At 43.8% G+C, this 14,710-nt stretch carries 13 protein-coding genes and 1 tRNA gene; 6 read left to right on the top strand and 8 right to left on the bottom strand.

What is annotated here, in order from left to right:
- Nucleotides 1-50: 50 nt before the first annotated feature.
- Genes A587_RS0111990 through A587_RS0111980 form a run of 3 tightly spaced genes read right to left on the bottom strand, consistent with a single transcriptional unit; the run spans nt 51 to nt 2,748 of the window.
- Nucleotides 51-563: a hypothetical protein gene (locus tag A587_RS0111990; protein ID WP_017217796.1), complete on the bottom strand. Its 513-nt coding sequence runs from the start codon at nt 561-563 to the stop codon at nt 51-53.
- Entirely contained in the window at nt 560-1,738 is a 1,179-nt protein-coding gene (locus tag A587_RS0111985) for a peptidyl-prolyl cis-trans isomerase (protein ID WP_017217795.1), read from the bottom strand. Before A587_RS0111985 ends, A587_RS0111990 begins: the two co-directional genes overlap by 4 nt.
- Nucleotides 1,738-2,748 (bottom strand): phospholipase, encoded by a 1,011-nt coding sequence (locus tag A587_RS0111980; protein ID WP_017217794.1) that lies wholly within the window; start codon nt 2,746-2,748, stop codon nt 1,738-1,740. Before A587_RS0111980 ends, A587_RS0111985 begins: the two co-directional genes overlap by 1 nt.
- A 211-nt stretch (nt 2,749-2,959) precedes the next feature.
- Between A587_RS0111980 and A587_RS0111975 the strand changes: the two genes are divergently transcribed.
- Nucleotides 2,960-3,775, top strand: a complete 816-nt coding sequence (locus A587_RS0111975) for a MipA/OmpV family protein (protein WP_017217793.1) — start codon at nt 2,960-2,962, stop codon at nt 3,773-3,775.
- A complete protein-coding gene (locus A587_RS0111970) occupies nt 3,765-4,163 on the top strand; it encodes a DUF3019 domain-containing protein (protein WP_010370801.1) in 399 nt (132 codons plus the stop codon). The genes A587_RS0111975 and A587_RS0111970 overlap by 11 nt, the downstream gene beginning before the upstream one ends.
- Before the next feature lie 25 nt (nt 4,164-4,188).
- On the opposite strand, the gene A587_RS0111965 is transcribed toward A587_RS0111970, so the two are convergent.
- The 5 genes from A587_RS0111965 to A587_RS0111945 form a co-directional block, all read right to left on the bottom strand.
- Nucleotides 4,189-5,748, bottom strand: coding sequence for a cryptochrome/photolyase family protein (locus A587_RS0111965; RefSeq protein WP_017217792.1), 1,560 nt, complete (start codon nt 5,746-5,748; stop codon nt 4,189-4,191).
- The gene (locus A587_RS0111960; RefSeq protein ID WP_017217791.1) at nt 5,748-7,052 is read right to left on the bottom strand and encodes a DASH family cryptochrome; all 1,305 of its coding nucleotides are present in this window, start codon (nt 7,050-7,052) and stop codon (nt 5,748-5,750) included. Before A587_RS0111960 ends, A587_RS0111965 begins: the two co-directional genes overlap by 1 nt.
- Before the next feature lie 59 nt (nt 7,053-7,111).
- Entirely contained in the window at nt 7,112-7,624 is a 513-nt protein-coding gene (locus A587_RS0111955; RefSeq protein WP_017217790.1) for a hypothetical protein, read from the bottom strand.
- A 148-nt stretch (nt 7,625-7,772) separates the two neighbouring features.
- On the bottom strand, nt 7,773-8,243 hold the full coding sequence (locus A587_RS0111950; protein ID WP_017217789.1) for a hypothetical protein: 471 nt from the start codon (nt 8,241-8,243) through the stop codon (nt 7,773-7,775).
- Between the two features lie 209 nt (nt 8,244-8,452).
- Nucleotides 8,453-9,232: a delta-class carbonic anhydrase gene (locus A587_RS0111945; protein ID WP_017217788.1), complete on the bottom strand. Its 780-nt coding sequence runs from the start codon at nt 9,230-9,232 to the stop codon at nt 8,453-8,455.
- Between the two features lie 364 nt (nt 9,233-9,596).
- On the opposite strand from A587_RS0111945, the gene A587_RS0111940 reads away from it, so the two are divergent.
- The 4 genes from A587_RS0111940 (at nt 9,597) to infB (ending at nt 14,651) form a co-directional block, all read left to right on the top strand.
- Nucleotides 9,597-9,673 (top strand) — tRNA-Met (locus A587_RS0111940).
- Between the two features lie 270 nt (nt 9,674-9,943).
- Nucleotides 9,944-10,399 (top strand): ribosome maturation factor RimP, encoded by a 456-nt coding sequence (rimP, locus tag A587_RS0111930; RefSeq protein ID WP_017217786.1) that lies wholly within the window; start codon nt 9,944-9,946, stop codon nt 10,397-10,399.
- Between the two features lie 39 nt (nt 10,400-10,438).
- Nucleotides 10,439-11,938 (top strand): transcription termination factor NusA, encoded by a 1,500-nt coding sequence (nusA, locus tag A587_RS0111925; RefSeq protein WP_010370820.1) that lies wholly within the window; start codon nt 10,439-10,441, stop codon nt 11,936-11,938.
- 25 nt (nt 11,939-11,963) lie between these two features.
- A complete protein-coding gene (infB, locus tag A587_RS0111920; RefSeq protein WP_017217785.1) occupies nt 11,964-14,651 on the top strand; it encodes a translation initiation factor IF-2 in 2,688 nt (895 codons plus the stop codon).
- Nucleotides 14,652-14,710 lie beyond the last annotated feature (59 nt).

Raw genomic sequence — 14,710 nt, 5'->3', positions numbered from 1 at the left:
TTGTTTTCGTTTTTGGCAGGGGGTTAGGCGAGTGGAGCTACTGCCTAACTTTATTTGTTATCACGTTCGCTCAATTCAGTACGTAGTTTACTTTGCATGTCTTTAAGTGCCGTGATTTTATCTCTTGCCTCTTGTAACTGTTGTTGTGGTAATCCCTCTTTAATCCCACGTGCTAGCAGTACTTCTATTTGTGCTACTTTATCATCGACGGCCGCAATATACTGTTGTTTTAGCTTGGTGTCTTTTTGATCCAAATACGCTTGGTAAGCTTCGGTATCCGACAAATCGCCCTGAAAATCATCTATCTGCTTTTCAGCTTGGCTTATTGGCGGCAGATATTCAGGATCCGTGATTGGCTTAACGGCTTTGGGTGAGGTCTCTGCATTTGGTTTGATAGGAGCATAAGTATTGATTAATGTTTCAGTTCTTTTCTCCTGCTCGGGCTTTGTCTGCGAGGGGGTATTATATGTGGGGTTTTGCCAACCTATGCTGGCAAAACGCAGTGTGAATACAGCGATCACTGCCCCAAGGAATATGACAATCAATGCTTGCCAATACTTCATATTACTGCTCCGCTGTTTGCTGCTTTCCAAGCCATATAATCTTGCTCGAATTTGTGCTGAGCAAACTCTTGGGTCAGTGCCCGCAGTGCTTGGTAGCGTACTGTTTCACTTTTCACATCGTAGTAATCATATACCGGTGACTGACTATACAATACTAGCCATTCGCCACTTGGCGTGCGAATACTAGGTGTTATCTTGCCTTGTTGATTACTAAACGCCAGCTGTGTTTCCCATTTCGGCGTGCTTTGGCGCGTCAGCGGAGTGAGTTGGGCCTGCCATATTAATATCGGGGTATATTTAGCGACGGCTTGTTGCCATGAGTGTGCATTTGCATAATCATTAAATTGCTGTGCGGCTTTTTGTTCGGGAAATTTCGCAGCGCTCGCACTGACTTGCTTGATGTATTTAAACCGCTTCTTATGACGCTCATAATACTTCGCGATAGCGCTTTCTGGAATTTCACTTCTTAGGGTATCAACATACTGGCTCGTTGCACCATGCATCTCTTCCTTAACACCAAGAAATGCCAACATGCTCGGCCTCAATAGTTCTGCGGTTACCACTTGTCGTAACTGTTCTATTGTCAGACCTTGCTTAGCAACATAAGGTTTTGCGGCGGTAAATAGCGCCTGTTGATTGAGATGTTGATTGACAATAGCTTGCAGTAACGCGAGTTCTCCTTGGTGAAGTTTAAAGCGGTTTTGCATTGATTGGCTATGTAATACTTGGGCAAGTGTCAGTGGCGCTGATTTTGTTAGTTGCAGCTGTTGCCATTTGAGTAATTGCTCAGCAGGGTATCGCCCATCAGCGGGGTACTGTCCTAGTAAAGACAGCATCTGATCCTTATCAAATACCAAAGGGTAGTGTTTTTTTTCAAGCTGAGAAAGTGCCGGGAACCAATGTAAGAGTGAGCTTGCGAGAAACTTATCGACGTGATATTGGGTGCTGAAACCAACGTTAGATTGGCGATCCAAAATACTTGGGTTAAGTTGCTTCGCTTGGAATAATAAGAACTGATTTTCAAGTAACTGCGCCGTAGTTTGCTTTTTAGATAGCGTTCGGCCTTGTTCAAGATAGAGTTGATGGACTAAAGGCGTCAGGGCTTTAGGTATACTTGGTGAGGCAAAGCTTGGTAAGCAAAAACTGCTTACCAAGAAAAGTAAAACAAATCGCATTATCTCACGTCCATCGCGTGATTAAGTAAGTGGACAACCATCGCTATCGCATGTGGGATCACTTGTTTTCCTGTATTTACGCGGTCGTAATGATCCTCAGAGTTCAATACGATACCACCTTGTGAGTAGGAGAAAGCGCCACCCTGCGTTAGTAGTGGGCGGATGTCTGTTGAGCTAGTATCAACTGCACTAAAACTATTCATTGCTTGCTTGACCAAAGTAAAGTCATTTAATGATTCTTGATCATAATAGTCTTTCACCCAAGACTCCCAGCCAGCATGATTCAGATCTGATGTTGTCCAAGTATGGTGTGGTTGAAGTAAATCTGTGGTGTGAAATACAAAACCGAGTACTTGTGGGTTCCCGCTTTGCACATAACTTTGGTACCAATACTGACCTAAGTTGTCAATCGGTTGAAAAGGCATTTCTTCAAAATCATCATACATGCTATATGTTGAGTGACTATCAATACGATAGTGCTTTTCTGTGATCCCATAACTATCGTATTCAGTGTCATCTGCACTGAACCATCCAGTTTCGCCGCCATGACCATCGTCTAAATAATCGCCTTTTAGCCAAGTCGCCGCCATCGTATCAACAGAGCCCCACACGGTTAACTTTTGATAATTATAACCACCGAAGTCATTGCCGTGAGTATCAGCTCCTTGAGTATGGTTTTGGAAGTGCCAGTAGCTGGTGTATTTCACGATGCTTTCAGCAGCACCCCAAAGAGGGGCCTGTACACAATCACCCGTGATGGCACCACAAAAAAACGTATCTTCAAAATCATCGACGTCATAAGCCGCTTGACCTAGTAAGTTGGCAAGCGCAGATACAGACATACCGTTAGCTTGTGCGTAGGCTTGTAGCTTTGCATATTGTGTTGTTGTCGGGTTTTGCGCCATGTAGTTCACAGCGTCGATTACGATACGCTTATGTGTTTCTTGACTAAATGCGTGGCTTTGACCTGCTGCGACTACCAGCGCCAAAGGGAGTAAATATTTTTTCATGAATTGCCTCTATTGATTTTAATTTATGTGAACGCGAATTTTTATGCTTAAAGCAAAGTGCGCTATTTAAAATAATTTATGTGAAATATTTATTAAAATAAAGTTAAATTGTGTGTGGGTTAAAAATTAGAGAAGATGCTTGTTGGTCACAAATGGGTCAGGTATGATCTCGGGGAGAATTTAGGCACACCTGCGCTAAACGAATGGAACTATGAAAAAACTACTTATAATAATCAGTTTATTGTTACCGTTTTATGGAATTTGCGAAGAACAAAGTGACGAACTTGATGACGAGTTTGCTTGGCAGCTGAGTGTTGGTGCCTTTTACGTTGATATGACAATGCCAGCTTTGATTGGCACGGACTCGACATTCAAACATGGTACTTTTCTAGTCGATGCAAAAATAGAATATAAAAGTTTTTACTTGAATACCCACTCAGGAGATTTCTTTGGTGGCTCGGATGTTGGTTACCAAATTATCAACAATGGTGAATGGGGAATTGATGCCATTTATGGTAGTTATATGTTGCCTTTTTCTGAACGTGGTTACTACGATACCGACGATGTGGTACCTGAGCTAAGAGGCATTCGTAAACGCGATCAAGATAACTCTCTAGGCTTTTCCTATTATCGCCATGTCGGTGAATTTCTTGCCGTTGCTGAAATAGTTTATGATGTTTTTGGTGACACAAATGGTTGGGTTTTTCACCTCGAAGCGACACGTAACTTTGAATTAAGGAACTGGGATTTATGGCTTAACTTTGGCGCTAACTATTATTCTAGTAATTTCCATAATTACTTCTATGGTGTTTCAGAGGATGAAGTCAATGACTATTTGACTCCCTATAAACCCGGTGCTTCGGCCTCGGCGTTCGCACAAATGCAACTAAATTATCCAATTGCAGAAGATTGGGTGTTTAGCGCAGGCGCATCATGGTTAGTTGGTTCTCAAGATACGTTAGATAGCCCCTTAGTTCGCTCTCGCCACGCCAGAGTATTCTTTACTGGGGTGAAATATGTATTCTAAATTAATCACATGGATAGTGTTGTTTCTTGGGATCATGTTGAGCCACCAGCTCCACGCCGAAGAAACTAACTCAGTGGGAATACTTCATGCTGTACCGAGCAAGTGTGTTGCCCTGAACCAGGGGAGGACTTGCTATGCGGACGTCAAAGTAACGGTAAATGCACCAACTGAAGGTGACTATTGCATTCGAGAGAGTTTGTCGAAAAAGATCCTCCAGTGTTGGGCCAAAGCGGATACTTTTAAATATGAGTTAGACTTTAGCTCTGATGAGAGTTTGAGCTATGAGCTTATCTCAAAGCAGTCTCGAGATGTGCTAGCAGTGACCACTATTGAAGTGAACTGGGTTCACAAAGTAAAAACCAAAAAAAGGCGTTGGCGCCTCTTTTAATGTTTAGGCTACGTCCGAGCGTAGCCTAAAGTTGCTCAATGTTATCTAAGCACCATTGTGCCCTTTTGAGCACTTCCTGCCGTGTTTTCTCATCTTGTTTTTGCCAATTTCGATAGATCATGCCAATCCGGTGGTTATTGGCAAACTTATCCTCATGGCGGTGCATAAAATGCCAATAAAGGCTGTTTAGTGGGCAGGCATCATCACTCGATTTTTGCTTGACGTCGTAGTGACAATGTTGACAATAATCACTCATTTTTTGCATGTAGTTACCGCTTGCGGCGTAGGGTTTGGTTGCTACTATGCCGTGATCAGCAAATTGTGTCATGCCTCTGGTGTTTGGCATTTCTACCCATTCAATGGCGTCGATGTATATACCTAAATACCATTCATCCACTTGATCTGGGTGAACTCCGGTCAACAGGCAAAAGTTTCCCGTGACCATTAATCGTTGAATGTGGTGGGCGTAGGCGTAATCTAGGCTTTGGGTGATGGCTTCACTGAGGCAACGCATCTTCGTTTTTCCATGCCAAAAATAGCTTGGTAGATTACGCTGAGCAAGCAAGTAATTTTTATGGCGGTAGTCTGGCATATTGAGCCAGTAAACCGCTCGGATATACTCTCGCCAGCCTAATATCTGCCTAACAAATCCCTCAATCTGCGCAATATCAATTTGTGAGTTGTCTAGGTATGCTGCGATAGCACTGTCGATAACGTGTTTGGGGTGAAGCATCTTTGCATTGAGCGCAAAAGAGAGTCGTGAGTGATACAGCGTCCATTTATCGTCACTTTTACAGGTCATTGCATCTTGAAATTGACCGAACGAAGGCAATAGGTGTTCACAGAAAAAGGCCAAAAGATCTTGAGCTTGCGCACGGGTAGTCGGCCATAGCAATGATCCTTCGCTATTGCCAATGGTCTTTACTTTATGCCGCTTAATCCGCTTTAAAATGTCACTAACATCGTTGGCAAAACAAAGCGGTTGTGGGATAGCGTCGATATCTTTTTGCTTAAGCTTGTTTCGATTTTGACTGTCGAAGTTCCATTGCTTGCCAAGCGGCTCACCGTCGTCCATTAATACATTAAAGCGGCGCCTGAGTTTGCGATAGAAAAACTCCATTGTAGTGTGTTTTCCTGGCGTTAAGTAGTCATCCAGCTCTTCATAAGGGACTAAAAAATGCTCAGTGTCATAGCAACGAACCTGTAACTGGTCGAGTGTTAATTCCATCATTTGTTTCAGTAAGCGATATTCATCCGGTCTTTGATAGTCAAAACTAGACACCTGATATTTATCACATAAATGCGCAATTAAAGCGGGGAGATCCGAATAGTCCTGAGTCTCATCGAGGGTGAGATGTAGCACATGGAATCCAGCTTTATCCAGCGCGACGGCAAAATTCTCCATGGCTTTGAAGAAAGCACACACTTTTTGAATGTGATGTTTGGTGTAGTCGGCCTCTTGTTTGAGTTCTGCTATCAGATAAAGATACTCGGTTTTATCGTCAGCAAACCAACTATGTTTGGCATTGAGTTGGTCGCCAAGAATTAATCTGAGGCCTTTATATTGAGGCTTTTGTTGTGCCATTAGTTATCCTCCAAAGGCCAATCAACATGATCTTGGCTGTCGAGTTGTGGAGTGGCTTCTCCTTGCCACAATTTTATATATTCACCATCTGGGTCAAATAGTGCTTGTTGCTTTGTGATATTGAAATGGCGACCGCCACGAGGATCAGCTCCAACACCCGCGATATACTGCCAATTTCCCCAATTTGCCGCGACGTCGTAATCGATAAGATGTTGCTCAAAAAAAGCGGCGCCATAGCGCCAATCTAGCTGAAGCTCATTCACAAAGTAGCTCGCAGCTATTTGTCTTGCCCTGTTGGAAATCCAACCGGTTTTAGTCAATTCGTGCATAATGGCATTGACCAGTGCGCTGGGCGTTCGGCCTTGGCACCACTTTAAAAAGCGCTCTGGATAGAAACTGGTTTTTGGTGTTTTGGCTTTGACGCCTGAAAAGCTAAATAGCGTGTGTTGATGTTTAAGTGCATACCAATGAAAGTACTCACGCCACAACAGTTCAAACCAAATCCAATAGGTTGATTCATTTGCGCCTCTTTGCTGCTCAAATTGAGTAAGTGCTTGCTTGATCTGTCTAGGACTGATAGCGCCATAGGCAAGTATTGGGCTAAACCGAGTGGAAAAATGCTCACCGAACAAGGCGTTTCGGGTTTCTTTGTATGTGAGAGCCGCGTCCGTTTGGAAGTATTGTTGTAGCTGCTGCTGAGCTTGCGCTTCACCGGCGGCTACTTTGATACTGTATGAAGAGTTTGCTTTAAATTCAGCTAACTCTGATACCCGATTCGGTCTTGGTGGAAGCTGCGCGGTTGCAATAGGTGAATTAGGTTCAATTTCCTCTACAGCTTTGCGAAATGGTGTAAAGCTCTGTGGTAGTTCACTGACTTCTATTGGTAGTGAATCTGGCTCAAAAAGGGTGTTTGAATAAGCACTAATGTATTGAATATGCGGGAAATTGTCTTGTAATTTTAACCAAAGCTTTTGTTCATCGAATCCTGGATGAACAGCGCGACCAATATGCGTTACCTGCTGTGTATGAATAATCTCAGTCAGTGCTTTAAGCTGAGCGGTGTCACGCAACAGATACAGCTTCTGCTGTTGTGACGCTAGTGATTGATGTAAGGCATTGAGCGTCTGATTGCGATAACATTCAACAGCAAAAGAAGGTGAGCACTGCGCTTTGTGAGCCGTCCATAGGTTTACAGTGGGTAGATAAATGCAGATAAGTGAGTCGACTTGAGACGCCAGCGTTGTAAGTGCGGGATTATCACTAAGGCGGCAGTCGTTTTCAAATAAATAGAGTCCTACTTTCACGTTTATTCTTAACAGTCATGAACGAATAAGACTCTATACGTAACAATCAGCTAAATTGCTCAGTTAGTTTGGCAAGATTCTATAAGTGTACGCAAGTGAGCACCAACGTCTAGTGTTTTGGTTTGGCCTCGCTCAAGTAAGTTGCTCGCTTGCTGTTTTAGCTCTGCCAAATCATACTGCTCGAGCAAAGTTCTTAAATATCTAACGGTATCAGCACCTTGCTGAAGCAAATCAGGAAACTGTTCGATGGAAATTTCCTGTTGGCTTAGGCGAGAAATAGAGTTGAGTAGGTCGCTTAAATTTGCACTGTCTTGCAATGCGCCTTCAACCGCAATAAGCGCGCCCATCGGATCGGCATCTAGATTATTTGCAACGCAAGCTGCAACACTACCTGCTTCTGCTGATGCTTGCACTGACTCTATCCCTTTATCACGGATCTGCTCAACCACTTGCTGTAGCTCTTGATGTTCAGATAAATATTGTGCCTCGATTTGGGCTTTAGAGTCTTCCAGCATATCGCATGCGGTAAGTGAAACGACCATAGTAGACGCAAAGGCAATCGCTCTTAGCATTTTATCACTTCCTATATAAAGATTTTGTGAAAGTCTAAATAGCTAAGAGCCAGAAGTCACGCAGAGTTTGGTTTTGTATGCTCTGCATGACTTTGATTTTAGAGTGATGTTTAGTGGCCGCCGTTGTCACTTCGTTTAGCAGCTCAGGTTAGTTTGCTTGTTGCTGCGCTCTTTTGAACTCCTGTAGACCAACGATATTCGTTTTCTTGAATAATTCAAAGCGCAGCATATTTTCGATGAGTAACAGTGCTTTGTTCCAAGCATTTTTTGCTGCTGTGGTAAAATGCCTGCCAAGATGACTTTTTAGCGTTGCTGTAAAGGTAAACAACAAGACACTGATATCTTTTTCTGACGTTCCCATAAATAACAGCGTACCGCGTTGTTTTTGCAGATAATGTAATAAGTTTGATTGCTGTGGGATACGCATCACACAATTTTGCACAAAATCAAATATTTGATGCTCCCAGATTATGAGTTGTCCCACATTTGTTGGAATTTGCATGCGCAAATCGTAATGTTGAATTTGGTTGTACCAAGAAGTGCAAAAGCCATGGAAATTCGGACGAATACTCGCAAGCGTTTGAGTTAAAAGTTGATATTGATAGGGAGTAATGCTCATAGACGCCTCTTCAAACTGATGAAGAGCGGATCCTTTGCTCAAAAACAAATAGCCTAAGTCTGAGTATAGCTGTTTTTTTTAAATGCGAGACTTTTTAATATTTTTTTGTGAGATTTTTCTTACATTGCAATGATTGATTGAATTTCAATTTGGTGAGCCTAGCTATAGTAGGCCGATATTGAGCAACGGCCCACATTGATTTAAAAATATTAGTGCTTAATTGGTGAAAGCAACTGTGGATCCGTCACGAGTTTACGAATGCCGTGCGCATGGTCCTCTTCAAAAGCATTATCTTTACACCAACGCGCGAGACTATTTATATCAACTTTGGCACAGCTTGGGCGTACACTCCAGCTTACCTGTAAAGATGAGCACTGTTGGTTGTTATAGCTAGGTCCTGTAGTTGAACCTAAAAACTCAACTGGTGTGCCTGTATTGCTTGGTAGCGCACCTGCTTGGTGGTAGCCGCCAACTTGACCTTGATAATCAAGCTCAGTGAAGTCTTGTGCATTTTCATCATTAACCACTAAAAACACCTGAGTTTCGACGCGTAGATCGGGGTTGGCGCAGCTATCATTTAAGCAAGCGCCAAGTGTCGGGCCAGGTTTTACATCACAAGAGCTATGAACCCAGTGTACTTCAATGGTATCGCCGGGCTTTACGTTGTTACATACTTTATCGTCTACAGGAGCAAGCTCCGCAGGGGTGAGGCTTGCAGTTGCATTACATTGGAATCCGCCGTACTTTGGGTCATTGGAAACGACAGAAAAGTCTTTGGCTTTATGTTCTGCATTTTTATGAAAATGGATGTTACATAGGTTGAGTTTTTCTTTTGGTGGAGCCATAGCAAAAACCCGTTTGTTGTGACCCTGCAAACTATCAATATCTCTCGGTGTTTGCGGTCCTGCCGATTCACATTGCGCTGCAAACGCTTCGAAGCTAAATATAGACAGCGCTGTCAATTTACTTGATTTTATAACCGTTCTCATTTGGTTTTCCTTTCTTTCGTGATTTTATTGTCCCCAATTATGGATCAAATATTTCTTTTTTGTTACAAAAAATGAAGGGGACGAAGCTGGACCGATGAGTTGGGCGTCAGGGTATTGTATGTGAAAAGTAAAATACCTGATTACATCTCAGCAACGAGCTGAAACGTCAGAAGATAGTTCTAAATCAAGGTTGCTATCTAGGCATACTGTCTTTATAATACGCAGCATATTTAGGCAATCGGACTGAGACTTTCGTTTTTCAGTACAATTGACTCTAAGCATGGGCAATACATCGCTCATTCAAACGACATTTTTAAGATGTCACTTCTTTGAAAAGTAGAAGTAAAACAATTTTATGTGTTGGCGCGGGATGGAGCAGCCTGGTAGCTCGTCGGGCTCATAACCCGAAGGTCGTCGGTTCAAATCCGGCTCCCGCAACCAAGTTAAAGATTGAGTTCTTTGATTTCGCGCATTCCTTGTAATGCGCGTTTTGCGTTTAAGCATCGGCTTTTTTGTTTAAGTTGATGATTAATTTGGCTGAGATAGCTCGCAAACCAAGCACGGCCTTTGGCCACACAGTTTGTTATTCGTGTGACGCCCCGCTTGGTTCGGGGCGTTGTTGTATCTGGCGCAAGGTGTATTCTGAGCCCAAGATCAAGCAGCTATGATTTGGGGCTTTAGGCCCTTTTTTTGTTTGTATGGAGGAGTTCTGTGTCAAAACTCGAGCAAGATTTGACTGAAATGTTGGAGCCTGCAGTTGCTGCGTGTGGCTTTGAATTACTCGGTCTTGAGTTTGTGCAAGCTGGTCGTCATTCTACACTTCGTGTATATATCGATCATGAAAACGGCATTAATGTAGATGACTGTGCGGAAGTGAGTCGTCAAGTTAGTGCAATTTTAGATGTCGAGGACCCGATTACGAACGAATATAGTTTGGAAGTATCTTCTCCTGGTGTTGACAGACCATTATTCAAACAAACTCACTATGAAGCAGCAGTGGGAGAGGAAGTACGTTTGCGTACTAAACTTCCGCAAGAAGGTCGCCGTAATTTTAAAGGCGACTTAGTAGCAGTTAATGGCGATATGATCACGTTAAAAGTTGACGCTCAGGATTTCATCTTGATGTTGAGCAACATTGAGCGTGCCAATATCATCGCAAAATTCTAACTTTGAGTGCGAAGGACAAGGGCAAGCGAGGCATTACCTATGGCAAAAGAAATATTGTTGGTGGCAGAAGCTGTTTCCAATGAAAAAGCGGTCCCAAGAGAAAAGATTTTTGAAGCATTAGAGTTCGCACTAGCGACAGCAACAAAAAAGAAGCATGGCGGTGAAATCGAAGTACGCGTTACTATCGACCGTAAAACGGGCGAGTACGATACTTTTCGTCGTTGGAAAGCGGTTGAACCACAAGAAGACGGTTCACTAGAGAATCCATACGCGGAAATCACGTTTGAAGCGGCGCAAGTTGATGAGCCTGACATTCAATTAGGTGATTACGTTGAAGAGCAGATCGAATCAATTAAATTTGACCGTATCACCACACAGATGGCGAAACAGGTAATCGTACAAAAAGTACGTGAAGCTGAGCGCGCATTAGTTGTTGATGCATATAAAGATCAAAAAGGCGAGCTAGTGACAGGTGTTGTTAAAAAAGCAACGCGTGACGCTATCGTTATCGACCTTGGTAACAATGCTGAAGCGGTAATTTACCGTGAAGACATGCTACCACGCGAAAGCTTCCGTCCGGGTGACCGTGTACGTGGCCTACTTTATGAAGTGAAGCCTGAAGCGCGTGGTGCACAGCTATTTGTTACGCGTTCTAAGCCTGAGATGTTGATGGAACTATTCCGCATTGAGGTTCCAGAAATTGGCGAAGAAATGATTGAGCTTAGAGGCGCTGCACGTGACCCTGGTTCTCGTGCTAAAATCGCTGTAAAATCAAACGACAAGCGTATTGACCCTGTAGGTGCATGTGTTGGTATGCGTGGCGCACGTGTACAAGCTGTGTCTTCAGAGCTTGGCGGTGAGCGTGTTGACATCGTACTTTACGATGATAACCCAGCACAGTTCGTAATCAACGCGATGGCACCGGCTGAAGTAGCTTCAATCGTAATGGATGAAGATACGCGCACGATGGAAATTGCAGTTGAAGCCGACAACCTAGCGCAAGCGATTGGTCGTAATGGTCAAAACGTACGTTTAGCTAGCCAACTTACTGGTTGGGAACTAAACGTAATGACAGTGGAAGAGATGGAGCGTAAGAGCTCGGAAGAATCAGATAAATTGGTTAATCTATTCACTGAAAATCTAGACATCGACGATGATTTTGCAACACTACTGATTAACGAAGGCTTCTCTTCACTTGAAGAAGTGGCTTATGTGCCAGTAGCTGAATTTTTAGAAATCGACGGTCTAGACGAAGAAACCGTTGAAGAGTTACGTAACCGTGCAAAAGATGCACTGACTACGAAAGCACTTCGCGATGAAGAAAGTCTAGAAAATGCAGAGCCTGCAGAAGACCTACTAGCACTTGAAGGACTTGAGCGTCATACCGCTTTTGTTTTTGCTAGCAAAGGTATCGTTACACTTGAAGACCTTGCAGAGCAAGGTATTGATGACTTAGTTGAAATTTCTGAGTTATCAGAAGAGCAAGCTGGTGAGTTAATCATGGCTGCGCGTAACATTTGCTGGTTCAGCGAAGAGTAATTTATTAACGGAGGTAACATCACGTATGGCAGAAGTGAGCATTAACAAACTAGCCGAGAGTATTGGTACAACTGTTGATAAATTACTACAACAGTTAAAAGATGCAGGGATCACCAAAGCCGAGGGCGATCAAGTTACTGAATCCGAAAAGGCGACGTTGCTTGATCACCTAAGCAAGCAACACGGCGGCACTGGTTCAACCGGCCCTGAGCGTATGACTCTACAGCGTAAGAGTAAAAGCACGTTAAGTGTTAACTCATCTGGTAAAGCGAAGTCTGTATCTGTAGAAGTCCGTAAGAAGCGCACTTACGTTAAAAAGAGCGCAATCGAGCAGCAGAAAGAGCAAGAACGCTTAGCTGCAGAGGAAGCTGCGCGCAAAGAAGCAGAGTTAATGGCTCAGCAACAAGCAGAGCAACAGGCCAAAGTAGAAGCTGAGCGCAACGCGCGCGAAGAAGCGGAACGCAAGGCCGATGAGGAAGCCGAGCGCAAAGCTAAAGAAGAGGCGAAGCGACAAGCGGATGCTGAACGTCAAGCCAAAGATAAGCAGAGTAAAGAAGTGGATAGCGCGCAACAAATTAAAGAACGTCAAGAAGCTGAGCGTCTGCGTCAAGAAGCAGAAGCGGCAGCCCTGAAAAAGGCAGAAGAAGAAGCAAAACGTCAAGCGGAAGAAGCTCGTCGTCTAGCTGAAGAAAACGAAGCACGTTGGAAGGCGGAAGAAGAAGAGCGTCTTCGTCGTGAAGAAAATGCTGATCACCACCTAACAACTTCTACTTACGCTCGTGAAGCGGAAGATGAGTCTGATGCACGTGAAGAGAAAAGCGCACGTCGTAAGAAGAAGAGAAAGCCAAGTGCGAAAGAAGAAGCTGCAGAAGCGAATGCGAAGAAGCTGAAAGGCAAAAAAGGTCGCTTAAAAGCGCCAACTTCGTTACAGCATGGTTTCCAAAAGCCAGCGGCAGAAGTGAAACAAGAAGTACGTATCAGTGAAACAATCACTGTTGCAGAACTTGCTTCTCGTATGGCTGTTAAAGGCGCTGAAGTTGTTAAAACAATGATGAAGATGGGTGACATGGTTACGATTAACCAAGTTATCGATCAAGAAACTGCGCAGCTAGTTGCTGAAGAAATGGGTCACAAAGTCATTCTAGTGAAAGAAAACGAGCTAGAAGAAAAAATACTAAATGACCGCAGCGAAGATGGTTCTCTTGAGCCTCGTGCGCCAGTAGTAACAGTAATGGGTCACGTTGACCACGGTAAAACGTCAACACTTGACTACATTCGTAAAGCGAAAGTTGCAGACGGCGAGGCCGGCGGTATTACTCAGCATATCGGTGCATACCATGTTGAGACAGAAGGTGGCATGATCACTTTCCTAGATACTCCTGGACACGCGGCGTTTACATCAATGCGTGCTCGTGGTGCGAAAGCAACCGATATCGTTGTACTTGTTGTTGCAGCGGACGATGGTGTAATGCCTCAGACGAAAGAAGCGGTACAACACGCGAAAGCGGCAGAAGTACCACTTATCGTTGCTGTGAACAAAATGGATAAAGAGGGTATTGACCCTGACCGTGTTAAGAATGAGCTTGCTCAACTAGATGTAATCCCAGAGGACTGGGGCGGTGAAACGCAATTTGTTCATATCTCAGCTAAGACTGGTCTTGGTATTGATGAGCTACTAGAAGCAATCCTGATGCAATCTGAGCTATTAGAGCTACGAGCTTCTGAAGAAGGTATGGCATCTGGTGTGGTAATCGAATCTCGTCTTGATAAAGGTCGTGGCCCGATTGCTTCTGTACTTGTTCAATCAGGTACCTTAAACCAAGGTGATATCGTACTTTGTGGTCTTGAATATGGCCGTGTTCGTGCGATGAAAGACGAAAACGGTAAAGACATTAAAACCGCAGGTCCTTCAATTCCAGTAGAGATCTTAGGTCTTTCTGGCGTACCAGCAGCTGGTGACGAAGCGACAGTAGTTCGTGATGAGCGTAAAGCACGTGAAGTGGCACTATACCGTCAAGGTAAGTTCCGCGAAGTGAAGCTTGCTCGTCAGCAGAAAGCGAAGCTTGAGAACATGTTCTCTAACATGACTGAAGGCGACGTATCTGAAGTGAACATCGTTCTAAAAGCAGACGTTCAAGGTTCTATCGAAGCAATCGCTGATTCATTGACTAAACTGTCTACAGATGAAGTAAAAGTGAAGATAGTAGGTTCAGGTGTTGGTGGTATCACTGAAACGGATGCAACGCTTGCAGCGGCTTCTAACGCTATCATCGTTGGCTTTAACGTACGTGCGGATGCTTCTGCTCGTAAAGTTATTGAAGCTGAGAACCTAGACTTACGCTACTACAGCGTTATCTACGACCTAATCGAAGAAGTGAAACAAGCAATGACTGGTATGCTTGCACCAGAATTTAAGCAAGAGATCATTGGTCTTGCTGAAGTTCGTGACGTGTTCAAGTCGCCTAAGATCGGCGCTGTTGCAGGTTGTATGGTAACTGAAGGTGTGGTTAAACGTAGCGCGCCAATCCGTGTACTTCGTGATAACGTGGTTATCTACGAAGGTGAACTTGAGTCACTACGTCGCTTTAAAGATGACGTTGCTGAAGTTCGTAACGGTATGGAATGTGGTATCGGCGTTAAGAACTACAACGACGTTAAAGTCGGTGACCAAATCGAAGTATTTGAAACTGTACAGGTAGAGCGTACGCTTTAATTGTAAGTTATTAAAATACTTGAGATGGGGGCACTAGCCCCCATTTGTGATCTCATAGA

Source organism: Pseudoalteromonas sp. NJ631 (genome assembly GCF_000276645.1).
GTDB classification, from domain to species: Bacteria; Pseudomonadota; Gammaproteobacteria; order Enterobacterales; family Alteromonadaceae; genus Pseudoalteromonas; species Pseudoalteromonas piscicida.
This window is presented reverse-complemented; position numbering and strand designations above follow the sequence as displayed.

Excerpts from the sequence above, each read along its gene's own strand:
- infB (WP_017217785.1), top strand. The coding sequence starts at position 11,964 with ATGGCAGAAGTGAGCATTAACAAACTAGCCGAGAGTATTGGTACAACT.
- A587_RS0111950 (WP_017217789.1), bottom strand. The coding sequence starts at position 8,243 with ATGAGCATTACTCCCTATCAATATCAACTTTTAACTCAAACGCTTGCG.
- A587_RS0111970 (WP_010370801.1), top strand. The coding sequence starts at position 3,765 with ATGTATTCTAAATTAATCACATGGATAGTGTTGTTTCTTGGGATCATG.
- A587_RS0111980 (WP_017217794.1), bottom strand. The coding sequence starts at position 2,748 with ATGAAAAAATATTTACTCCCTTTGGCGCTGGTAGTCGCAGCAGGTCAA.
- A587_RS0111990 (WP_017217796.1), bottom strand. The coding sequence starts at position 563 with ATGAAGTATTGGCAAGCATTGATTGTCATATTCCTTGGGGCAGTGATC.
- A587_RS0111955 (WP_017217790.1), bottom strand. The coding sequence starts at position 7,624 with ATGCTAAGAGCGATTGCCTTTGCGTCTACTATGGTCGTTTCACTTACC.
- A587_RS0111975 (WP_017217793.1), top strand. The coding sequence starts at position 2,960 with ATGAAAAAACTACTTATAATAATCAGTTTATTGTTACCGTTTTATGGA.
- A587_RS0111945 (WP_017217788.1), bottom strand. The coding sequence starts at position 9,232 with ATGAGAACGGTTATAAAATCAAGTAAATTGACAGCGCTGTCTATATTT.
- A587_RS0111985 (WP_017217795.1), bottom strand. The coding sequence starts at position 1,738 with ATGCGATTTGTTTTACTTTTCTTGGTAAGCAGTTTTTGCTTACCAAGC.
- A587_RS0111965 (WP_017217792.1), bottom strand. The coding sequence starts at position 5,748 with ATGGCACAACAAAAGCCTCAATATAAAGGCCTCAGATTAATTCTTGGC.
- nusA (WP_010370820.1), top strand. The coding sequence starts at position 10,439 with ATGGCAAAAGAAATATTGTTGGTGGCAGAAGCTGTTTCCAATGAAAAA.